The sequence below is a fragment of the Tateyamaria sp. genome, from assembly GCF_039940735.1.
Lineage (GTDB): Bacteria > Pseudomonadota > Alphaproteobacteria > Rhodobacterales > Rhodobacteraceae > Tateyamaria.
Genome location: NZ_JBDVGB010000092.1, coordinates 18,825 through 40,789, shown reverse-complemented (window position 1 = coordinate 40,789; position 21,965 = coordinate 18,825). Strand labels below are relative to the sequence as shown.

The 21,965-nt window shown below is 54.7% G+C and carries 23 protein-coding genes; 12 read left to right on the top strand and 11 right to left on the bottom strand.

What is annotated here, in order from left to right:
• Positions 1-2: 2 nt before the first annotated feature.
• From ABJF76_RS19510 to ABJF76_RS19495, 4 genes are all read right to left on the bottom strand, one after another.
• Positions 3-1,487 carry an aldehyde dehydrogenase gene (locus ABJF76_RS19510; RefSeq protein WP_413819949.1) on the bottom strand — a complete coding sequence of 495 codons (1,485 nt, stop codon included), beginning with the start codon at positions 1,485-1,487 and terminating at the stop codon, positions 3-5.
• A gap of 6 nt (positions 1,488-1,493) precedes the next feature.
• The gene (locus tag ABJF76_RS19505) at positions 1,494-3,011 is read right to left on the bottom strand and encodes a tripartite tricarboxylate transporter permease (RefSeq protein ID WP_413819950.1); all 1,518 of its coding nucleotides are present in this window, start codon (positions 3,009-3,011) and stop codon (positions 1,494-1,496) included.
• Positions 3,012-3,023: 12 nt separating this feature from the next.
• Complete coding sequence (locus ABJF76_RS19500) at positions 3,024-3,563, bottom strand: tripartite tricarboxylate transporter TctB family protein (protein WP_413819951.1); 540 nt, start codon at positions 3,561-3,563, stop codon at positions 3,024-3,026.
• 75 nt (positions 3,564-3,638) lie between these two features.
• Complete coding sequence (locus tag ABJF76_RS19495; protein ID WP_413819952.1) at positions 3,639-4,583, bottom strand: tripartite tricarboxylate transporter substrate binding protein; 945 nt, start codon at positions 4,581-4,583, stop codon at positions 3,639-3,641.
• 113 nt (positions 4,584-4,696) lie between these two features.
• Between ABJF76_RS19495 and ABJF76_RS19490 the strand changes: the two genes are divergently transcribed.
• From ABJF76_RS19490 to ABJF76_RS19480, 3 genes are all read left to right on the top strand, one after another.
• Complete coding sequence (locus ABJF76_RS19490) at positions 4,697-5,506, top strand: IclR family transcriptional regulator (RefSeq protein ID WP_413819953.1); 810 nt, start codon at positions 4,697-4,699, stop codon at positions 5,504-5,506.
• A complete protein-coding gene (locus tag ABJF76_RS19485) occupies positions 5,503-6,849 on the top strand; it encodes an aspartate aminotransferase family protein (RefSeq protein ID WP_413819954.1) in 1,347 nt (448 codons plus the stop codon). The genes ABJF76_RS19490 and ABJF76_RS19485 overlap by 4 nt, the downstream gene beginning before the upstream one ends.
• A 131-nt stretch (positions 6,850-6,980) precedes the next feature.
• A complete protein-coding gene (locus tag ABJF76_RS19480; RefSeq protein WP_413819955.1) occupies positions 6,981-7,637 on the top strand; it encodes a GntR family transcriptional regulator in 657 nt (218 codons plus the stop codon).
• On the opposite strand, the gene ABJF76_RS19475 is transcribed toward ABJF76_RS19480, so the two are convergent.
• Positions 7,638-8,345, bottom strand: coding sequence for a type 1 glutamine amidotransferase (locus ABJF76_RS19475; protein WP_413819956.1), 708 nt, complete (start codon positions 8,343-8,345; stop codon positions 7,638-7,640). It lies immediately after the preceding gene.
• 83 nt (positions 8,346-8,428) lie between these two features.
• On the opposite strand from ABJF76_RS19475, the gene ABJF76_RS19470 reads away from it, so the two are divergent.
• Genes ABJF76_RS19470 through ABJF76_RS19460 form a run of 3 tightly spaced genes read left to right on the top strand, consistent with a single transcriptional unit; the run spans position 8,429 to position 11,321 of the window.
• Positions 8,429-9,688 carry a cytochrome P450 gene (locus ABJF76_RS19470; RefSeq protein ID WP_413822642.1) on the top strand — a complete coding sequence of 420 codons (1,260 nt, stop codon included), beginning with the start codon at positions 8,429-8,431 and terminating at the stop codon, positions 9,686-9,688.
• A 17-nt stretch (positions 9,689-9,705) separates the two neighbouring features.
• Positions 9,706-10,995 (top strand): glutamine synthetase, encoded by a 1,290-nt coding sequence (locus ABJF76_RS19465; protein ID WP_413819958.1) that lies wholly within the window; start codon positions 9,706-9,708, stop codon positions 10,993-10,995.
• A gap of 11 nt (positions 10,996-11,006) precedes the next feature.
• The gene (locus tag ABJF76_RS19460; protein WP_413819959.1) at positions 11,007-11,321 is read left to right on the top strand and encodes a 2Fe-2S iron-sulfur cluster-binding protein; all 315 of its coding nucleotides are present in this window, start codon (positions 11,007-11,009) and stop codon (positions 11,319-11,321) included.
• Positions 11,322-11,341: 20 nt separating this feature from the next.
• Here ABJF76_RS19460 and ABJF76_RS19455 read toward each other — a convergent pair whose 3' ends face one another.
• The 5 genes from ABJF76_RS19455 to ABJF76_RS19435 all read right to left on the bottom strand — a co-directional run bounded on the left by ABJF76_RS19455 (position 11,342) and on the right by ABJF76_RS19435 (position 14,918).
• Positions 11,342-12,031, bottom strand: coding sequence for an FkbM family methyltransferase (locus tag ABJF76_RS19455; protein WP_413819960.1), 690 nt, complete (start codon positions 12,029-12,031; stop codon positions 11,342-11,344).
• A gap of 173 nt (positions 12,032-12,204) precedes the next feature.
• The gene (locus ABJF76_RS19450; RefSeq protein WP_413819961.1) at positions 12,205-13,425 is read right to left on the bottom strand and encodes a hypothetical protein; all 1,221 of its coding nucleotides are present in this window, start codon (positions 13,423-13,425) and stop codon (positions 12,205-12,207) included.
• Between the two features lie 109 nt (positions 13,426-13,534).
• On the bottom strand, positions 13,535-13,828 hold the full coding sequence (locus ABJF76_RS19445; protein ID WP_413819962.1) for a type II toxin-antitoxin system RelE/ParE family toxin: 294 nt from the start codon (positions 13,826-13,828) through the stop codon (positions 13,535-13,537).
• Positions 13,825-14,064: a type II toxin-antitoxin system ParD family antitoxin gene (locus ABJF76_RS19440; RefSeq protein ID WP_413819963.1), complete on the bottom strand. Its 240-nt coding sequence runs from the start codon at positions 14,062-14,064 to the stop codon at positions 13,825-13,827. Before ABJF76_RS19440 ends, ABJF76_RS19445 begins: the two co-directional genes overlap by 4 nt.
• A gap of 44 nt (positions 14,065-14,108) precedes the next feature.
• Positions 14,109-14,918: a hypothetical protein gene (locus tag ABJF76_RS19435; RefSeq protein WP_413819964.1), complete on the bottom strand. Its 810-nt coding sequence runs from the start codon at positions 14,916-14,918 to the stop codon at positions 14,109-14,111.
• Between the two features lie 281 nt (positions 14,919-15,199).
• On the opposite strand from ABJF76_RS19435, the gene ABJF76_RS19430 reads away from it, so the two are divergent.
• From ABJF76_RS19430 to ABJF76_RS19405, 6 genes are all read left to right on the top strand, one after another.
• Positions 15,200-15,715, top strand: a complete 516-nt coding sequence (locus ABJF76_RS19430; RefSeq protein ID WP_413819965.1) for a hypothetical protein — start codon at positions 15,200-15,202, stop codon at positions 15,713-15,715.
• Between the two features lie 134 nt (positions 15,716-15,849).
• Positions 15,850-16,281: a hypothetical protein gene (locus ABJF76_RS19425; RefSeq protein WP_413819966.1), complete on the top strand. Its 432-nt coding sequence runs from the start codon at positions 15,850-15,852 to the stop codon at positions 16,279-16,281.
• Between the two features lie 32 nt (positions 16,282-16,313).
• Positions 16,314-16,940: a MotA/TolQ/ExbB proton channel family protein gene (locus tag ABJF76_RS19420; protein WP_413819967.1), complete on the top strand. Its 627-nt coding sequence runs from the start codon at positions 16,314-16,316 to the stop codon at positions 16,938-16,940.
• A gap of 15 nt (positions 16,941-16,955) precedes the next feature.
• Positions 16,956-17,420: an ExbD/TolR family protein gene (locus tag ABJF76_RS19415; protein ID WP_413819968.1), complete on the top strand. Its 465-nt coding sequence runs from the start codon at positions 16,956-16,958 to the stop codon at positions 17,418-17,420.
• Positions 17,420-17,830 (top strand): ExbD/TolR family protein, encoded by a 411-nt coding sequence (locus ABJF76_RS19410; protein ID WP_413819969.1) that lies wholly within the window; start codon positions 17,420-17,422, stop codon positions 17,828-17,830. The genes ABJF76_RS19415 and ABJF76_RS19410 overlap by 1 nt, the downstream gene beginning before the upstream one ends.
• On the top strand, positions 17,827-19,629 hold the full coding sequence (locus ABJF76_RS19405; protein WP_413819970.1) for a hypothetical protein: 1,803 nt from the start codon (positions 17,827-17,829) through the stop codon (positions 19,627-19,629). The genes ABJF76_RS19410 and ABJF76_RS19405 overlap by 4 nt, the downstream gene beginning before the upstream one ends.
• 49 nt (positions 19,630-19,678) lie before the next feature.
• Here the strand turns inward: ABJF76_RS19405 and ABJF76_RS19400 are convergent, their stop codons facing one another.
• On the bottom strand, positions 19,679-21,943 hold the full coding sequence (locus tag ABJF76_RS19400; RefSeq protein WP_413819971.1) for a mechanosensitive ion channel family protein: 2,265 nt from the start codon (positions 21,941-21,943) through the stop codon (positions 19,679-19,681).
• Between the last annotated feature and the right edge of the window lie 22 nt (positions 21,944-21,965).

Sequence of the window (21,965 nt, the reverse complement as noted above, 5' to 3'; positions counted from 1 at the left end):
TCCTACAGTTTGATCCATGCGGTCTTGAGGTTGACGTATTTGTCGATGGCATGCAGCGATTTGTCAGCCCCATTGCCCGATTGGCCAACGCCACCCAAAGGCACGGTGACGTCCGGCCCACCATAAGTATTCACATGCACAACACCCGTCCGCACACCAAGGATCATGCGATGCGCACGGCTTAGGTTTGATGTCCACACGCCGCCCGCCAACCCGTAAACGGTGGAATTGGCGATTTGGATGGCTTCTTGATCAGACGAAAACGGGGTCACACCAAGAACGGGGCCAAAGACCTCTTTTTGGGCCAAGGTCGCGTTTTGATCCACTCCTGTGACAATCGTGGGGGCCATGTAATAGCCCCCCGTTTCTTGAAGAACGCGGTTGCCCCCGGTGACAATGTGGCCACCTTCGGACTTCGCTGTTTCGACAAAGCCAAGGTTCGCATTTAATTGTACTTCAGAATTCACAGCCCCAATATGCGTGTTCATTTTCAATGGATCACCCACGCGCATAGCTTCAGCGGCTTTGGCGACGGCAGCGACAAATTCATCATGAATTGACGCCTCGACCAGCAACCGTGATCCAGCGACACAGACCTGCCCTGCGTTGCGGAAAATGCCGCCCGCCGCAACTTTGGCCGCCTCGTCTAGATTTGGTGCATCGGCAAAAATGATATTGGGGGATTTGCCGCCCAATTCCAGATAAACGCGTTTCATGTTCGAACGCGCTGCATATTCCATCAACCGACGTCCCGTACCGCCAGAACCGGTGAAGACCAAAACATCCACATCCATCGACAGGCCCAACGTTTCACCAACGACTGCCCCTTCGCCTGTGACCGCGTTCAAGACGCCCGGCGGCAAACCAGCCTCAAGCGCAAGATCGGCCATGCGCATCAACGACAACGACGCCGTTTCCGATGGCTTAAGAACAACGGAATTGCCCATCGCCAAAGCCGGCCCAAGCTTCCAAGCACCAATCATCAGTGGAAAATTCCAAGGAATGATCGCGCCGACAACGCCGACAGGCTCCTTGTGGATCATGCCCAAAACGTCAGAGGACGTCGGCGCGATCTCGCCGTACACTTTGTCGAGCGCTTCGGCATAATAACGGATCGTCGCAGCAGCCGATCCCGGCTCTGCCTTGATCGCCATGCTGATTTCAGTGCCATTGTCACGCACGCCAAGAACCGCCAATTCCAGCGCATGCGCCTCGATCAAATCGGCCCATTTCAGCATGACCTTTTTGCGCGCAGCAGGTGGTTGCCCCGCCCAACGCCCATCCTCGAATGCGGCACGCGCGGATGCGATGGCCGCCTCCATGTCCGCCTTTGTACCCTTGGCAGTGGTCGTCAAAACCTGACCGTCGATGGGCGATAGGATATCCATCACCTGCCCATCGCTGGCGGGCACGTGTTTGCCTTCAATCAGATGGTTAAATGCCGGAACTGGCTGCGCGCGGAGGCTATCAATTTGGGTTTGGTCCATGATGTCCTACCGTTGGAACGTATCAGAAAGATCGTGATCGTCATTCTCAGGCGTTGTGCGCCATTCCTTGATCAAGCCACGAATGTGCATGCCTACAACCAAAAGGATCACCACAAAAAGGATCGCCGTGATCGGGCGGTCGATCATATCAAGCGGGGTCTTGAGACGTGGCAACGCCGAGCGCAGTTTAACTTCCATGATGCCGCCCAAAACCATGCCCAAGATAATCGGCACGATAGGCAAATTCAGGCGTTTCAGGATCAAACCGAACACCCCAAAGCCCGCTGCGATCATGCAATCCGTCAGTGAATTTCGCAGGGAATAGACACCCACAAAGGACAACAGCAAGATCATCACACCCAAGAAACGGGTCGGGATGCGAATGATTTTGGTCAGCACATTTGTCGAGAACAGCAAAAAGATCATCACGATGACATTCAACGCGATCAACGCGAAATACAGGCCGTACACCAGATCGATATTGTTCTGGAACAACTGAGGGCCCGGAATAACATTGTGCACATAAAACACCGACAACATCATCGCCGTCAAAGCCTCGCCCGGGATACCAAGCGCCAAAAGAGGGATCATCGCAGCGGCAGGCACCGCGTTGTTAGCGGCTTCGGATGCAATCAAACCTTCAGGTGAACCTTTGCCAAACAGCTCCGGCTCCTTCGACGTCTTTTGCGCGTAGGTATAGCTCATGAACTGGGCCGTGAATTCGCCGGTGCCGGGGATCATGCCAAGCACCACACCAAAAGCGGAAGCCACAGTCGCGACGCGTTTGTGTTTCATCAATTCTTTGATGCCAGCGCCCATTTTACCGGTGATCGGCTTTGCCTCTGGGCTGCCATCGGGGGCCGTCAGCAAGAAAAACGCTTGGCTCAGCGCAAACAAGCCCAACACAACAACAATCAAGTTGATACCAGAACTCAGGAACGAATACCCAAACGTATACCGCTGAGTGTACGTCACAGCATCAAGGCCAACGGTCTGCAAAAAGATGCCGAACATTGCCAGCATGCCAGCGGCAAAAATTTGACCTCGGTGGGCCAGTACCACCAAAATGATACCCAACAAAGCGGCCAAGAAGATTTCCCGACTGCCAAACATTGGTGCGATCAATGCCAACACAGGTGACAGTAATATCAAACACCCGATGCCAAAGATGCCACCCCAGAATGACGCGGAATAAGCCAAAGATACGGCGCGGTGCGCCTCTCCTCTTTCGGTCATGGGGTAGCCGTCATAAGACGTCAATGCATTCACCGCCGTACCGGGAGTATTGATCAAAACCGCAGGTATTGCGCCGCCATACATGGACGATCCGTAAATCCCCAACAGCATCGTCAAACCCACAATCGGATCAAGCGAGAACGTGGCAGGCAACAAAATCGCAATCGCCACAGCAGGTCCAACCCCGGGAATTGCGCCAATGATGACACCCCCGATGGATCCAACCAACAAGGCCACCAACACGTCCCATCGAGCGAGCATTTCTAACCCGGCAAATATGTTTTCCATAACGTTTTCCGATCAGAAATAAGTCAGCATGATTTGGCGAAGCCCATCCGGCAGGCTTTCGTAAATCAGACCAGACGGTAAATTGACTTGCAGGAGCGTCTTAAACAACAAAACGATCACAAGGCTGGTTGCTACAGCCGCAATCAACATGCGTTTGCTGCGATATCCAACGCGAAGACTTAGGGCGACCGCAAAGACAATCGTTGTCAAAAGGTAACCTGTGTAAGGAAGGATGCTGGCGTATGCGATAAACCAAGCCGCATATTCCAAAGCAGAGGCCCAAAGCAAAACTTCCCGCCAACGGCCTTGAATGCGTTCAGACAACGCCGACCCAAGCAGGTGAAAAGCCGCAAACAGCGTCATGCAGCCCAGCGACACCGCAGGCCAAAAGCGTGGCTGTGCAAATAGTTTTGAACCAGATTTCCAGGTCGTCTGATCAGCAACTTGCAGGATCAAAAAGGCCGAAAGCAGAAATACAAACCATGCGAACACAATGTCGCCCGGTCGTCTGTAACGTTTAAACAGGTTTTGAAGAGTCTTAACCCGGGACATACGGTAACTCCGATCCTAAGCATAAGTTTAACCGGGCGGCAGATGCGCTGCCCGGCCAAGTTTAGGAATGTTGGCTTATTGGCCGAGAATTTCGCCAATGTGGCCCATCGTTGCGATGTCCTGTTCAATCTGCGTGACAACTTCGGCGGCAGGTTGCCAGTAAACCAAAGCACCGGTTTCAGCGGCCAATGTTTGTGCGCGCTCGGATGCCATTGTCTTTTCAGCGACAGCGATGATCTTGTCTTGCACGTCTTGCGGTGTGTCCGCATGGACAAACAGACCGTTCCAAAGCGATACGTTCAGATCAGGCGCCAGTTCGGCCACGGTCGGCGTGTCCGGCGTCAAGCTGATGCGTTCTGCACCGATAGAGGCCAGAACTTTGACGTCATCAATGCAAGGCAAGATCAGCTGAAGCGTCGTGTTGATCACATCAACATCGCCCGAGGCCAATGTGTTGCAATCCAAGGCATCAAACGCCGCATCAGACGCATAGGAAAAGCCCAATTCAGCCGCGAGGCCAAGAGTAACCTGCGTGGGCACCAAAGGTGCACCAAAGTGACCCAGAACAACGTCGTTGTCTTTTGCGTGTGCGGCAAGGCCCGCCATGTCATCGTATGGGGCATTGCCGCCAGCTGCGATAACGAATGGGTAAGTCAAAAAGTTGCCAAGGGGCACAAACGGATCAGGGTTCAGCTCTGGGATGCCGATCTGTGGGCCAACAACAGGGATCGCGATGATGAAAGACCCGATTGTGTAACCATCAGCAGGCGCGTTCGCCACTTCGATCGCACCGGGGAATGGGCCGCCGCCGCCGCCGGGCTTGTTCACAACAGCCGTTGGAACGCCATAAGCTTCTGAAAAGTCCTCGGCGATCATGCGTGTCAGCACGTCCTCAAGATCACCAGGAGGCCACGGTACAACAAACTCAACCGGTTTCTCTGGATATTCGGCCTGCGCACTGCCGGCAACCGCCGCCATAACCAACGCCATAGCAGAGGCGGATTTCATGATTTTAGACATTGTATACTCCCATTGATCGGTTCATATATCAAACCGTTGTTATTAAAAATAGCTTGCCCCGTTCACCGGCATGTGTCAAATTTTTTCTTAGATCGGGAAGGATCACGTATCCAATGTCGTCAGCATCCAAAGCACTTGAGCTACTTTCGCTTTTCACTTTGACCCAACCCGAAATCGGGCTGTCAGAAATGTGCCGCCTTGCCAAACGCGACAAGGCGACGACATACCGGCACCTGCAAGTTCTTGAAAAAGCAGGGTTCATCGAACAAAATACCACATCAAAACGCTACCGCCTTGGGCCTGCCTTGCTTCAGCTTGGTCGCATGCGCGAAGCAACGGTTCCCCGTAAAGAAGGGGCTGAAACCGCCCTGGTCGCCCTTGCGGAAAAAACAGGCGAAACGGCACACGTTTCGGTCCTTTCGGGGACAACCATGTTTGCTTTGATATCGCGCGAGTCGCCACAACACAGCACGCGCGCCGTCATCGACGTCACAAAATTCCCGCTTCATGCGACGGCATCAGGTGTCTGCGCAGTCGCATTTGGGCCCGACGATCTTTTCGATTTGGCCTGCAACGATCTTAAAACCTACACGGATCTGACCCCCACAACGCCCGAAGCATTGCAGGCGCTTGTCGCCGATACCCGCACTGTTGGTATGGCGCGTTCAGACGGGCGTTACCAAAGAGACATAAACAGCATTTCAGCTCCGATCTTTGATCAGACGGGACTGCTCGCAGGTGCTGTGTCGGTCGCCAGTGTCGCCTCCCGCTTCACACCCGAACTTGAGAGCATCATCCAAACCGAATTGATGGCAGCAAGCCGTCATATCACAAAAAGCTGGGGCGGAGTCATACCCGCCTCTATTGAAAAAGCATGGCTTCACGCCACATCACCTCATCAAGAATTGGACACGACGTCATGAAAGACTCGAACTTTCTAAAAGAACACAACGGTAAATTGATGTGGCACCCGATGACGTCCCCAAAGGACACGATCGACCAGCCTCCTAAGATCATCACCGGATCGCACGGCGTGAACATTACCGATATTGATGGTCACACAGTCGTCGACGGCGTTGGTGGATTGTGGAACGTCAACTTGGGGTACTCGTGCCAACCCGTGAAAGACGCAATTGCCGCACAGCTGAATGAACTGCCCTACTATTCAACCTTCCGCGGCACATCGAACGACGCCGCGATTGAACTGTCCTACGAGCTGAACCAATTCTTCGCCCCAGACGGACTGCAACGCGCATTTTTTACATCTGGCGGGTCGGACTCCGTGGAAACGGCACTTCGGTTGGCGCGACAGTACCACAAGCTGCGGGGCGAATCGGGGCGCATCAAATTCCTCAGCCTCAAAAAAGGGTATCACGGCACACATTTGGGCGGCGCATCAGTCAACGGCAACGCGAATTTCCGCACGGCTTATGAACCGCTAATGCCGGGCTGTTACCATATCCCTGCCCCCTACACCTATCGCAATCCGTTCAATGAATCCGATCCCGAAAAGCTAGCGCAGCTTTGCTTGCAAGCGCTTGAGGACGAAATCGCGTTTCAAGGGGCGGGCACCATTGCCGCAATGATTATGGAACCGATCCTTGGCGCCGGGGGTGTTATTCCACCGCACAAATCCTTTGCACCCAAGGTACAAGAAATCTGTAACCGCAATGGCATCTTGTTGATCACAGACGAAGTCATCACCGCCTTTGGCCGCACAGGTGCATGGTCCGGCGCGCGCCTTTGGGGCATCAAGCCCGACATGATGGCAACCGCCAAAGCGATCACAAACGGCTACTTCCCTTTCGGAGCCGTGATGCTAGGCGAACGCATGGTCGAAGTGTTCGAAGGCAACCCTTCCGCCAAAATCGGCCACGGCTACACCTATTCCGGCCACCCTGTCGGGGCCGCTGCCGCCCTAGCTTGTTTAGAAGAAACCAAGCGTTTGAACGTGATCGACAATGCCGCCGCACGAGGCACGCAGCTTTATGAAGGCTGTCTTTCATTGATGGAAAAGCACAACATCATCGGTGATGTTCGTGGGGGTCACGGCCTAATGACAGCCATCGAAATGGTCAGCGATCGCACAACCAAAGCGCCAATCGATGGCCCGACCACCGCAGTGGTGCAAGAAGTGGCCTATCAAAACGGTGCAATGGTGCGCGTCTCGGGTCCGAACCTGATCTTGTCCCCGCCTTTGATCCTGTCAGAGGACGAGGCCTCAACAATCTTGTCCGCATTGGACGCAGGTTTTGCAGCTGTCTGAAGCGGACAGATAGAACACAAGACAGCGTCGCGCTTTTAAGCGCCACGGGCGGGCCAGCGAATTGGCCCGCCCCGTTGCATTTGTACTAAGGTCAAATTAAGCCCGATTGCAGGACAAGAAGGCGTTCAGATATGGCCAAACCCAAGCAAACCGCCTCTGTCACCGATACGATCATCGCATGGATTGATCGCGGTGATTTACTTCCCGGCGGCCAGATTGACGAAAAACACCTGATGGATATCTGCGGTGTGTCGCGCACCCCAGTACGCGAGGCGTTGATCCAGTTAGAGGCCGACGGCCTGATGGTGCGCCATCCACGCAAAGGCATCCGCGTTTTCGAACCAACTGTCGAAGAATTCCTGTCTATTCTCGAACTCCATGCAAATCTTGAAGCCCATGCAACTGAACTGGCTGCGTTGCGGATTTCACCGACCCAAAAAACGGAACTGACACAAGCAGTTGCCGCATGCCGCGACTTTGCAAGCGCCGATCAGGCTGGCAATCATACAGAATATTACGCGCTTAACATGCGGTTTCACGAAGTCATCGCACTGGCCTCGGCCAACCCGTTTCTGATCGATCTGATCAAGCTGAATGCACGAAAGTTAATGGCCTACTACCGTCTTCGCTATCGCACCCCATGCGCGATCGAAACATCGGTACGTGAACATGTTACGATCGCTGAATACATTCTGAACCACGACGCCAAAGCAGCGCGGCAGGCCATGGCGGATCATTTCAATTACGACCGCGAAACTGTGATGCACATGATTGCATCGGTGCGGTAATCAGGCCCCCGCGCGCTCAAAGAACCGGACGATGGACTGGGCGAACAAATCCGTATCAGCCACCCGTGTCAAAGACGCCTGCGCCCGTTTCGCCACGTCTGCGGGCAGCTTATCCGCATATTCCGCCACCAATGCCGCGATGAAATCTGGCGTCATTTCGGGGTGATTTTGCGTGGAATAGACTCGATCCCCAATCACATACCCCGCCACCGGACAGCCATTGGTCGCAAAAATCGGCTCGGCACCTTTGGGCAATTGCGTGACCTGTTCGATATGGGCACCGTATTGCAGCAGGCTTTGCGAGGCATCTAGCCACGGCACAGCCTTAGTGACCTGCACATCCAACAGCCCGAACGCCCACCCATCGGGGTTGCGCGTCACCGCCCCCCCCAATGCAACAGCAATCGCCTGATGTCCAAAACAGGCACCGAAAATTGGCGTTTCACTTTGAAAGGCCACGCGAATCTGATCCAGCAATGGCGCAACCCACGGCATATAATCGTGCACAGACGCAGGACTGCCAGTGATGATCACCCCGTCAAAAGCGGTGATGTCTTGCGGGAAAATACCGTCCTTAACGGCAAAAACACTCAACTGCCAATCAGGTCTTACAGTGCTGATAAGGTTTATAAACTTCTCACCATCCTTGGGGTGTTCTTGGGCGAATGGGCTTTCATCCGTGTTCGTCATGAGAACCGCGATGTGCATTAATTCACTCCAAGGGCATGAAATTTATTGTATATTTATAGAATGTATCCGTATATTTTATCAAGCCACAAGGATGCTCCACAATGACGATCTGGATACCAACCGATGATGGGCATGCCGATCTAACCAGCCACGACACGTTTATGGCAGGCCCACCGCACAACACCTTCAAACGCCTGCGCGACGACGACCCGATCCACTGGACCGAATGGGCCGACGGCAAAGGGTTTTGGTCGATCACGCGGCATGCCGACATTTTAGAATTGAACGGAAACGCCAAGGTGTTTTCATCTGCCCACGGCATCCGCATGGAAGACCAAACCCCCGAAGAGGTCATCGCCCGCCGTACTTTCCAAGAAATGGACCCGCCAGAGCACATGAACACCCGCATTAAACTGGCCAAAGCATTTTCCAAAAGCGTGATCGAGGAATTCAACACAGACATCCGCATGCTGTGCACAGAGATTTTGGACGAAGTCCTGCCCGAAGGCGAATTTGACGCGACACGCAAGATCGCGCGGGTTTTGCCGATGCGCATGCTTGGCCGCATCCTTGGCACGCCGGATGAAGACCTACCTTGGCTTGTCGAAAAAGGTGACGCGCTGATTGCCAACACCGACCCCGACTTCACCGATCATGTTTTGGATAAAATGACGACGGATGAATTCCGCATGATGCCGTTCAATTCCCCCGCTGGCGCAGAGCTTTATACCTATGCCAAGGACATGATGGATAAAAAGAACAAAAGCGGCGACACCAGCGGCATCTTGCATATGATCCTGCAACCGGGTCGCGACGAGTCCACAATTTCCGAAAGCGAGTTCCGCAACTTCTTTTGTTTGCTGGTCGCGGCGGGCAACGACACCACGCGGTATTCGATTGCGGCAGGCATGCAGGCCATGTGTCATCAGCCCGAACTGCTTGGGCAAATGCAAGCAGGCGGTGACATTTGGAACACCGCACCGGACGAGATCATTCGCTGGGCCACACCCGCCAGCTACTTCCGACGCACCGCTTTGACCGACTACGAAATCCACGGCAAAACCATCAAAGCAGGCGACAAGGTACTCTATTGGTTTGCCTCGGCCAATCGGGACGAGGCCGTTTTTGACACCCCATTCCAGGTCGACTTGGCGCGCACCCCGAACAAACATGTCTCGTTCGGGCAAGGCGGCCCACATGTATGCTTGGGCATGTGGCTCGCACGCCTAGAAGTCCGCATTCTGTTTCAAGAACTCGCCAAACGCATCACAAAAATCGAAGCCGCAGGGCCACATACCTTCCTGCGTTCAAATTTCGTGGGTGGCATCAAATCGCTGCCTGTCCGCGTCACACTAAAATAACGAAAAGGGAGAGAACCATGGCCGACCGTCTAAGAGCAATGTTCTGCGATCACCTAAGCATCATGCGCGGCAAATACCTGCCCGCGTCAAAGATCAAAGATGATGAAACACGGTTCTGCCGTTCGACCTTTGGTGTGCACTATGACCGTGATCTTCTGCCAGCGCCAGGCGCTAAGATGATGGAAGGCCTGCCAGATATGGCGCTGCATTGGCGCGCCGACGACATTCGTAATGGTTGGGAAGCCAATACCAAGATTGTGTTGGGTGATCTGTTTGATGACGCAGGTGCTCCGCTAGCCTTGTGCCCACGCGGTGCGTTGAAACGTGCGGTTGCCGATTGGGGCGCGCATGGCCTGACCCCCAAAGCCGGGATCGAACTGGAAGCCTTTGCTTTCGTCCATGATGATGACGGCAATCTGGTGCCTTACGAAAGCAAAGGCGCGGTGGTTTACGGCACTGGTCCCTTTACAGACCCACGCGGCTTTAACGACAAAATCTGGGAAACTGCGGAACGGCTTGGTTTCCGCCTTGATATGATCACAGCCGAATATGACGCGCAGCAATTCGAATACACACTCGCGTTTGATGACGCAGTCAAAGCCGTCGACGACATCGTATTGTTCCGCCAAATGAGCCGCGAGGTCGCTTATCAATCGGGTGTGATCCTGACGTTTATGCCGAAACCCGTCGCCGAAGCTGGTGGTTCTGGTATGCACATCAATTTCTCATTCTCAGACAAAGATGGCCGCAATGTTGTCGCGGATGGCGATCAAGGCGGCCCTGACCACCTGACCCCACTGGCGCGTGGTTGTATTTCAGGCCTACTGACCCATCACCAAGCGCTTGCAGGTCTAATCGCACCAACTGCGAATTCGTACAAGCGTTTGGCCCCGGCGTCCTTGTCTGGCTATTGGCAAAACTGGGGCGGCGACCACCGCAACGTGACCACACGGGTCAGCACCGAAGGCGGGGCAAAGGCGCGTATGGAACACCGGATGGCGGATGCCTCTGCCAACCCATACACCGCAGTCGCCGCTGTTTTGCAGGCCGCACGTTTGGGATTTGAAGCAGGCGCTGCCCTTCCAGCCATGGAAACTGGCGACGGGTTTGAAACCACGGACGCTACCGAAGGCACCGCCACAAACCTTGCAGACGCGATCGCAGCGCTTGAGGCAGACACAGACCTTTGCGCAGCCGTTGGTTCAGAACTGTGCGCCAACCATATCTTTATGAAACAACAAGAAGTCGAAAAAACCGAAACGTTGGATGACGCCGGTTTGCGCGATTTCTATATGTATTTCGTTTAGGAGCGATGAAAATGAAAGTGAACTGGACGAAACAAGACGGTTCTTCCGTCACGACCGAAGTTGCAGCCGGCACAAACATGATGGAAGCGGCAATTGCAGGTAACATCACTGGCGTCATCGGCGAATGCGGCGGCAACCTGTCGTGTGCCACGTGCCATGTGGTTGTTGACCCGGCGTGGGCCAACAAAACCGGCGAAGTCGGCGATTTCGAAGACGCAATGCTTGACGCAACAGAGGCCGAGCGCACCCCAACCAGCCGTCTGTCCTGTCAGATCATTGCGGACGATGCGCTCGATGGGTTGCACCTGATCGTGCCATCAATCTAGCGAACCCTAACAGCGCAACCTTACGATTCCGGATCTTTAAATACGCGTCGAAACGCCAACAGCGCACCTCGAGAGCACCCGGGATCATAGGTCAAACCGCTCTTTGACATGCAGTCGACAATGTCTTTGATCTTACTTGCAGGATATCTTTTAGGGTGGATTTCCATAATGACCTGACGAACATGTTGGGGCCAAGGGCGATCAAACAAATGTTGTTCAGCGCCTTCGATGTCGATGATGACAATGTTTGGCCGATGTGCCCGGAACAGATCAGTGATTAAGACTGCAGGCACTTCAACCACATCCTCGGATGGTGACCGAGCGTCGGCGATGGAGGACCCCCAAAACACTCTCCCGACGCGAAACAACACCGTGTCCATATCGGCGTCGCGCCCAACCACCGCCCCATGAATAAGTTGGGCTTTTGATGCGCCATTTAAATCCAGATTATGGCGGATGACGTCCAACGTATTTGGGTTGGCTTCGACTGTGACAATATTGGCCGGATCAGTGATTTGCGCGCAAACAGAACTGATATATCCGACACCGCCACCAAGCTCTAAAACGCGGCTCCCCTTTTTGACCCGCATCCGGGCCGCGCGCGCTTCGCTTTCTTCATACTGACCAGATTGCATTTTTTTGGTCAAATTTGCATCAAGCAAGTGATCGGGCAGCTCAAGAACCACCTTGTCAAATTCAAACCGCTGCATCGTCGCCTCCCGCTTCGCCATCGACGAAGAATTATTCTTATCAAGCCTATACATGGACCTGCATCCGATCACAGGCGCCGTCTGACGACGGATGCCCGCTGCAACTAGCGGTGTAAAAGGTGTAGGCAAAAGAAGACCAGACCCTTTCGGGCCCAAACATTCAACCACTTACACTAGGCCGCAGCCGACAAGGCCTCCTGCACTTTATTTAAGGATGTAATGGCTGCAGCGCGTACGTTGACCGGTTTAAAACCGTTCTTTGCATCAACAGCCTGAAAAAACGGCGTATCCAGTTCGTTTTGATAGGCGCTAATCAGCGAACGCGCCGCTTCACTCAACTTACCACGTCGCGCCGCATCTGTTTCTTGCGCCAATGCTTCCAGCGCGCGTTCCAAACGTGAATCAAACGCGTCCAAATAGGAAATCAAAGTCTTGGATTCATTGGCTATATTGGGGAAATCGTCACCCTGGCACACTGTCACAATCTCGGCTTGCAGCTTGGTGATTTCGTCGCGCATGTCACTACGGGTTTTGATCCACTCAGCCCGCGCACGCTCAATCGGTGCGACTTTGTCCTGACCGCTTACACGGGACACCGCATCGCCCAATGCCTTGGCCGTTCCTGCCGCAATCTTTACGTCACCAGCCGCGATCTGCCCTTCCAAGACACCATGTGCCGCGCGCAATCGGTCAGCACCATCAACGCCCCCCAACGCATCAATGCGTTTGGACAATCCCGCCGCCACATCGGTCAGCTTGCCAAGAGCCGGATTCGGTGCGGCGCTTTGTTTATTCGCAACAGCATCTGCCAGCTTTGTTATGGCCTCTTCAATCTTGGCAAAAGTTGCATCTGCCTTGTCCAGATTTCCGCCCTGCATCGCACCAACAGCGTCCTTAAAGGCGTTCGTCAAAGGTGGTCGTGCTTCGGTCGGGACATCCTTCACCGCCACCTGCAATTTTGCGGCCCGTGATTTCAGTTGGTTCAACTGCTCATCTGCACCGTCATCCGCATCGTCGGCTTCGTCGGGGTCTTCGCCCAAGTCCTCGACGTCTTCCTCAAGGATATTGCCCTCGATATCCATCACCACGATATTCATCGCGATGCTTTCAAATTTGAGGAATTTCTTAAGTTTCTTGGCAGTCTGCGGCAACTCGCGCTCGCAGGTTAGCAACATCACCTTGCCCTTAACCTTGGCCGTACCAAAGCAGATTTTGGTTCCCGAACCTTCTCCGCGCGCACTTCGACCAAGAATCTCGGGATTTTTCTTGCGATCCAGAACGAACACGTCTTCTGCAGGATCGTTGCCCGGGCAGTAGGCAAAGTTCAGGTCACGTTTCTTGGCCAAAGCGACCAATTTCAATAACTCGGGACCGTGTAAGGCAATATCCGCCATTTCAAATATCCTGTTCGCGTGTCAAATGATCCCCGAAATTTGGGACTGCGCTTTGTTTTAGCCTACACGCAAAATCAAAAAGCTGACAATTGCGATATCCTAAATTCCTTCAAAACAAATGCGCATCGACATCCATACGTTGATGTAAGATGCGAACGACAATCGTGTCGCCGTCGTTTTGGCGATAATACAGCACATGCCGTCCGCAAAACGCTTTGCGATATCCGGCTCGAATGTGTTCAGCGCTTTGGTTGACGGTCACGTGGGTTGCAAGCCCTGCACAAGCCGCATCAATCGCGCGCAAATAGGTTTCGGCCTGCGCCAGTCCCCATGTCGTTTTCGTGTAATCCCAGATGTCATCCAAATCCGCACGCGCCGCCGGCGTCAGCAAATAGGCGGTCATCCCGCCGCGCGCCGCCCCGCCACAAAGGCATCAATATCGAAAGGTTCTGGCAGACCAGATGCCTCGCCCGCGTCCAACGCGCTGCGCAAGGCCGTCATCTGCACTTCGCGTTCTTCTAGCAAGCGCAACCCAGAGCGCACCACATCGCTGGCCGAAGCGTAGCGCCCCGCCGCGACTTGTTCATTGATGAATTGTGCAAAGTGGTCGCCAAGCGCCACCGAAGTTGTTCGTGTCATGCAAAAGAATGTAGCAAACTTTGGTACAAAATCAATGCCACACCTTAGCGCAACACACCCGACCCGCCGATGGACAACTTGGGCTTTTTCTTTGCCGCAGGGGCCGCAGCCTTTGGCGCAGGCGCAGCAGCGCGTGGCTTCGTCGCCCGGGTTGTCGTTGTTGTTGTCCTGCGCGTTGTTGTCGCTCGGCGTGTTGTGGTCGCACGCGGTGCCGCGGCCACGGGCGTTGGGCACGCCACATCGCCATTCAATATAATAGCCCGCATAAGATCATTCGTTGGCGCAGCATCCGGCCAATCGACCGACGCAAGTTGACCGAAATACTGGCCCACCGACCGCCGAGACCCCGGCCCCCAAGCACCATCAATGCCAGAGCGGTAACAATTCATACGCGCCAGTTCAATTTGCAAAACCCGGTTCAACTGATCCGCTTCCGGGTCAAGGTGCCCTTCTTCAATCAATCGGCGGAACATGTCAGGATCGCTTTCGCGCAACGCCTCACGCGCGGCCAGATCTTCCAGTGAAAAGCCCACTTGTTCCACTGTCGCAGGCAGCAACCGTTCAAGGCCGAATTCTTCTTCTAGGCCCGGTGCGATCAGCCCCACAATGATAGAAGGTTGCGGCAACCCGCCAGAGGTCCGCGCCGCCACCGTCGTTGCATCACCACGGACCAGTCCCAGCAATGGCGTGTCATTGGGTGCAGCAAAAGCCGCCAACACAAGGTTGTCGCCTTCCTCGGCAACATCGAACCCAATCGGCGCGATCTCAAGACCTTGCGCATAAGCAAAAGGTGCCATCTGCACAGACAAGGCAGCGACAAGACCACTTAGAATAGATCGACAAGACCGAAACACAGGCGATTCACCTTAATGACATTTGATAATGCTACGATACATACAGGCAGGCGGCTGTTTCTGCAAAGCCAAGATACCTTCGTCGACCTGATTCTTGCGAAAACCATGAAAAATCAAAGGACGCTACGGCACTGCAAAGGTGCCAAAACGGCAACAATCCGCTACAACCCATTGGAATTATAGGCGCAAAAACTCCGCAAACCGGCGAAATGTTGCAAGAAGCCCGCATTTGGGCCTGTTTTCGAATTCTTCCCCCTCAAAATTGCAAGAAGCTATGTTATATGTTGGTTATGAAAAACGTAGTCATCCTTTCGCTTTCGTTGGTCGCTATCTCAGGCGGCGCTGGTCTTGGCCTGTCGGCATTGCACGAATTCAACATGAACGTGCAAACATCCGCGCTGGCAACGCCAGACAACATTCCAACAGACAGCGGCTTTGTGATCCCCGATCATGTGCCAGATGCCGCGCAGTTCGCAACGCTCGCGCCGACGCTTCCAACTCCCCAAGTGATCGAAGCCCCCGCGTTAGCTCCAGTGGAAACAGCTGCCTTAGGTGATTTTGACTTAAACCAGATCGAAGTCGCACCTGAAGCAACCAAAGTCGCGCCAATCGCCCCAGCGGTACGCAAAGCAATCGCTGCCCCTGCCAAAGTGATGAAACGCCGCGCAGCAGCCAAACGACCTGCCGCCAAACGACCCGCAGTCGAGGCACCAGTCTTTGTCGCACAAGCACCCGCGCTTTTGGGCAAACAAGGGTCAGCCGCGCGCATCGACTATGTGATTGGGGTCTACCGCTGATTCACCACAAGGCAGCGCAAGGGTGACCTTAGCGCTTCCTCGCAGGAATTGACCAAACAAGAGTTGACAGTCTTCTACGAACTCTCGACTAATGCATACATCATTTTGACGTTTGCATTTTTCTGGAGGTTCGCATGATTCGTACCCTTTTGGCATGTAGCCTTGTACTTACCCTTTCCGGCACATCAGCGTTTGCACAGGACGCGACACCCGAAATTTCCCTTGAATTGAACCGCGCGACAGCCTCTTCCGAAGGGGGGTGCCAGTTGGTGTTCTTTGGCCACAACGGGCTTGATCAAGATTTTGAAGAAGTGACATGGCGCTTAGCCGTGTTCGGATCTGATGGCGTATTTCGCAACCTTCTGGGCCTGCCATTGGGCGCGCTTAGCGCAGGAAAGCGTCGGGTCGTGCAATACAACCTGCCCACAGCCTGCGCCGAACTGTCCGAAATCATCGTGAACGATGTCGCAACGTGTTCGCTGGCTGACGACACCGGCGCGGATTCCGATGCGTGCCTGTCACAATTGACCGTCTCTTCCCGTACTGACATTGCCTTCGGTCTTTAAACGACCCCACGGCGCGAAACGAGTAAACCGACATGTCTATTTTTCAAATTGCTTCCCTTGGGGTTTACGGCCTGCTGGCCATTCTGTCCCTCATCGCTATCGCCATCGGCTTTTACAAAACGGCGCAATTTTCGCGCATGGGTGTTGGTCGACGGGCCGAGGCTGAAACGATCCTTGATGATTGGCTGAATGGGCGCGTCGACCAAGCGATCAGCGCAGCAGGCCGCCGCCGCTCTGTTTTGTCACGCATTTTGCAGGCCGTTTTCTCGGGTATCCAAGCGCGCCCCACCGACGTCACCTATGCCGAAGAGCTCAGCCGCCAAACCGCCATTATCGAATTGGCCACCATGTCCGAACGGATGCGGGCCTTGGATATGGTTGTGCAGGCCGCGCCGATGCTTGGCCTTCTTGGGACAGTCATCGGCATGATCGACGCGTTTTCGGTGCTCGCTGTCGCGGAAGGTGCCGTTGATCCAACGACCCTTGCGGGCGGTATTTATGTTGCTCTGACAACGACGGCCGCCGGTCTTGTTGTGGCGCTGTTTGCCTTCTTTATTGCCACTTGGCTCGAAGGGCGCATCGACCGCGAACGCAACATGATCGAAGCCCTGATGTCCGCGGCCATCCACGGACGGGTCGACCCGAACACTGTCAAGTAATCGGGGCCGCAGGCAATGGCATCCCGCAAAGCACCCCTGCCCGAGCGCCCAAGGCGCTATAAGTTCGTGCTGACACCATTGGCTGACGCCATGTTTCAGTTGCTGATCTTTTTCATGCTGTCCTCAAGCCTTGCGCCCTATTCGCTCATCACCTTGAAAACCGCGCCACAAGACGTGGCGGATGCCGACACCGACAGCCTTGGCGCCGGGGCAGGCAATGATCCTTCGCAACCCGCACCGCCAGCGTCTGCCTCAAACACGACGTTGTGGACTGTCAACAATGGCACCGTGCGCTCGGCGGGACTTGACTACAACATGGACCAGCTCAGCGATCTCGCCTCTGCACTGGGTGAAGGCACACCAGGCAACGTTGTGTTGATCGTCACACCCCAAGCGCGCGTCCAAGACGTAGCGCACGCGCTCGAAGCACTTGAGGGGGCCAATGTCGGCGCCGTTCAGATCAGCCGAGGGGGTGCATAATGTCCAACACCCGCCTACCCGAAGTCCGCCGCGCAAGAACGATCGACAGCTCGCTAGCGATCGTGAACATCGTTTTGCTACTGATCTTTTTCTTTCTGGCCACCGGCACGCTTATCAGCTCGGATTCCGTCGAAATCGACCTGCCTGAAACAACCCAACTGCCTCTGGATCTTTTGCCTAAGCCGTTGTTGACGGTGGATGCAGATGCCGCAATGACATTGGACGGCGTGCCCTTAGAACCCGGCACGCTTGCCGCTTTGCTGGTCGATTTCCCAACTTTACACGTGCTTGCAGACCGCGATCTGGGCGCTGGCACTTTGCTGGACTTGATCGCCGCGGAAAATCTGGTGGCTGTAAACGTCAAACTGGTCACCCTGCACGGCAAAGCCGGAACCGAGGGCGAGCCATGAGCTTTCTGCCCCACGGACGCCCCGGTGGCCTCAGCTGGTATGGCTCATTTGCGGCGTCATTCTCGACACACGCGGCCCTTGTGTCTTTTGTCGTGTATTCAGGCGTCGTGATCCTAACACCGCGCCCACCCGAACCTGATGAAGCCCCGGAATTCACTGTCAGCCTTGAAATTCTTGATGCCAATATCATCGAAGAACTGGAACCCGTCGACGACACCAATCTCGTCCCCGAAGACGCGGTAATCACCGAACCCGACGCACCCGATGCCGAAGCCCCCGATGATCTTGCCGCCCTATCACCTGACGACCAAGAATTGCTTGCCCCAGAGGATGAAGCACTGTTGGCACCGGATGCAGAGGAACTGCTGGAACCCGAAGTTCAAGAACCAGACGTCCTAGAACCAGAAGTGGCCGAACCAGACGTCACGGAACCAGAAGTTACAGAGCCTGAGGTCATCGAACCAGACCCCCTGGAACCCCAGCTTGCGGAACCCGAATTGATCGCACCTGAACCGGTTGAGCCCGAACTTGCGGAACCCGAAATCATCGAACCGGAACCGACATTACCAGAACTGACCGAAATTCAACCCGAGCCCGAAGACACACCGCTCCTCGTGCCTGAAGAGCTGATTGAACCCGAGCCCGTCATTAATGACCCCGCCCCCGAAGAACAGGTGGCCGCGATCCCTGACTTGCCGGATCCGACGCCCCTGCCCTTGCCCGAACCCGATCTTGCGCTGGCCATCGATGATCTTAGCCCGATTGACGACACCGTGTTGAACCCGCTTGCCACCGGCGGCAGCGGTGTGGCCCCATTAGAAGAAGACGTGCTTGCGCTGTTGGCCCCTGAACCCGAACTGCCCGAGGTTCCGACGCTACAACCCGACGTCGTCGAAGACATCGCGCCAATCGTTTTGCCTGATGCAAATGTCGAAACGCCTGCCGTGATTGAACCAGAACCAGAAGTCGCGCCAGAGATCGTCGCAGAACCAGAGCCCGCATCAGAACCAGACATCATCACAGAACCAGACGCGGTCGAGGAACCAAACGTCGTCGAGGAAACGCCAGAAATCCCCGAAGTCGCTCCTGACCTTCCCGACCCAGACGCAGAACCGGATGCCGAAACACAAACTGCCACAGCGCCCACGCGCGCGCCGCTGGCCAATCCTTCGGCCTCAGAAATCGCGATCGGTCAATTGCTGCGTCGCATCCGCGCGACTCCGCAAGAACAGTGCACCCTTGCCCTGCCCCGCCGCGTTGTTGGTGACGGCGCGCTGGCCGGTCTGTCCATGGTCGGCGCACGCGAAGACCAACTTGATGCGCTTGCCCGGCGCATCACTGACGGCCTTGATTTTACGCCTGTGCAGACGCTCGAATTGCTCGATCCCCGCCAATGCGCTGCGCTTGATGCCTTGCGCCAAAGCGAAAGCTATCCCGCCAACCGCATCGGGTTGTCGTTGGACACGGCCACGCTGACCAACGGTGATTTGCTATCCGGCCGCATCGTGGGCGCAGGTGGTCTTTATGTGACGCTGCTTTTGGTGGACGACAACGGCGTGGTTCAAGACCTCGCGCCTTTCGTGACACTGGACGGAAATACGCCGCTCTTCGAAGCGCCCGTGGCGCGGTCAGGCCCATCGCGTGCCACGCGTCAAGTCCTGCTTGCCATAGGCACTGCGGGCGCACCGCTGGATTTGTCCGAAAACATCGGACAAGAGGCCCAAGACGTGTTTGGCCAGATCCCGTCCGAAGTACTGGAAAATATGGTGTTCGGGGTCACGACCTTCGATGTTCAATGATCGTCAAAGGCGCGCACGCATTAAGCCACTTCAGTTAGACCTGCCCGACTCACCGATCGTCTTTCTGCCCATCTTGGGGCAACTGCTCTTGCGCCGCCTGAGTGGCAGCAGCGGCTACCGCCGCACGGTCATCCGCCGTCAGGTCTTTGGCATCCATAGACGGCAAAGCAACACGGACTTCGCGACGGGCAAATTCAATCCCGTTTTCTGCAAAGGCAGCATTCACGCGATTAAAGATTTCCTTGCGCATGGTAAATTGCGTGCCTGGCTTGGCCATAAACTTGCCCCGAAACACCATGCCCACGTCATCAATTTCCAGCATCCCTTGCGATTTGAAAGGTTGTAGGAAATCGTCTTTAAATTCGTCCAACGTCAGCATGTCCTGACCGATTTTCTTAAAGATCTTTTTGACCTTATTCGGATCCGTATCAAACGGCACAGTAAAGCGCAGTTTCATGATCACCCAATCGCGCGAGAAATTGGTGATCTTAGGGATTTCGCCATAAGGAATGGTATGAACCGGGCCTTTGTGGTGACGCAATTGCATGGACCGGATCGAGATTTTCTCAACCGTGCCCATCGTGCCTTCGACCTCGACGTATTCGCCTGTGCGAAAGGCATCATCGATCAAAAAGAACACACCTGACACAACATCAGTGACCAGCTTTTGCGCACCAAAACCAATGGCCAGACCGGCGATACCAGCACCTGCCAACAACGGCGTGGTGTCGACCCCAATGTTGCCAAGCCCAAGCAGCAGGAACACGATGACAATCGTGGTTTGAGACACCAAAAGAATCAATGGCAACACTGTCGAAAGCCGAGACCCACCTGCCCCGCCGCCATCACCGCCAACCGCTTCCTCGTCGGGCATGTAACCTGCTGCCGTCTGTTCCGCCGCAAGCTTGCGATTGAAATACAGCGAAACGATTTCGTAAATAAGATAGCCAATCGCGACAATGAACAGGAATTCCAAAAGTTTGGCGGCAAGCTGCGGACCAAAACCGGCAGTGGCGATATTGGACGCCGTGATACCCCAAAAGCCTGCGATCAACATCAGGACAATCCCAAACACCACCACCCGTCCGATCCGTACAAAGGAGCGTTTAGCGGACAAATAAGCACGTTCGGCCACGGGTCCTTCGCCGCTCATTGCGGGGGACAGATGGCGCACCAGCCCACGGATCAACGTGTCCATTGCTGGTGCAAAAATCATCAACGTCATTGTTTTGTAGTGCGGTGCGCCATTCAACAATTCTAAATTGCCATAGCTGACGATGATCTGGATAAGCCACCAAATGCCCACCGTGACGGCAATGGCAAAATATGGAAAAGCACGCGCAACGCGATCTTCGGCGGGCGAAATATCAGTCTCAAAACCGCGCATCATCGTCACCATAGCCGCACGGTATTTCCAAATCACCGCCGCAAGGTAGACATGAACAGCAAGGTTCAGCCAAAACCTAACGCCCGCTTCACCACGTGGTAGCCCGTTAAATTGATTGAATTGGACCAGAACAATGGAAAACCCGATCAGAAACGCGAAACCAAAGTTGTGGAACACCATGGCCTTTGCGGATCGGTCATCAACATTCAACAGCCTAAAATGTGGGTTATTTGGCGCGACCATGAAGCGGCCAATCGCAACCATCAAACGTGGAAAAGCGATAAGGTACGGGGCGACCAACCCAACGACGCCACCCAAAAAGGGCGGCATAATAGACATACCAATGTTCATCGCGACAAAGATGAAAACAAAGACGGCAACAATCTCTCGGGCGAGGCGCTGCACTAAGAAAACAACAGTTTCCCGAAGCGTAATGTTGTCAAAGTCAGCCGGTGGTTTGATCTGCCACTTTTTGATCAGGCGACGGAAAATCAATTCAGCAATGGTCGCCCCACCAAACATAACGATCAGATAGCCCAGTAACTTAAGCAGGCCGTCCCCCCCAATCTTGCCATAAAACGTTGCAAAAGCCTGAGGCTGCTTTTCAAAAAACACTGGCAGTTTTTCTACGGACAAGGCCACCGCACCCACGACACCTGTCGTCGCATGGTGAAACAATTCAGAAAGGGCTTCGTCGTCATCAGCTTCATCGGCTTGGGTATTCAACTGATCCAGCAAAAGCGAACGCACTTCGCTATCAGAAAGCCGAGAGATAAGCGCGTTTGCGGCATCTTCCGTCAGCGGGTCAGGCAATGTCACAGCCGTATCGCTACTGGACCCTGTCGAGAACAGCGATTGCGCAACAGCTGGCGAATAGGTTGCAAGAATCAAAACAGCGTTGAGAACCAGAATTTTAATGAATTGCACGGAGGTGCTCTCCTTTAGTGGG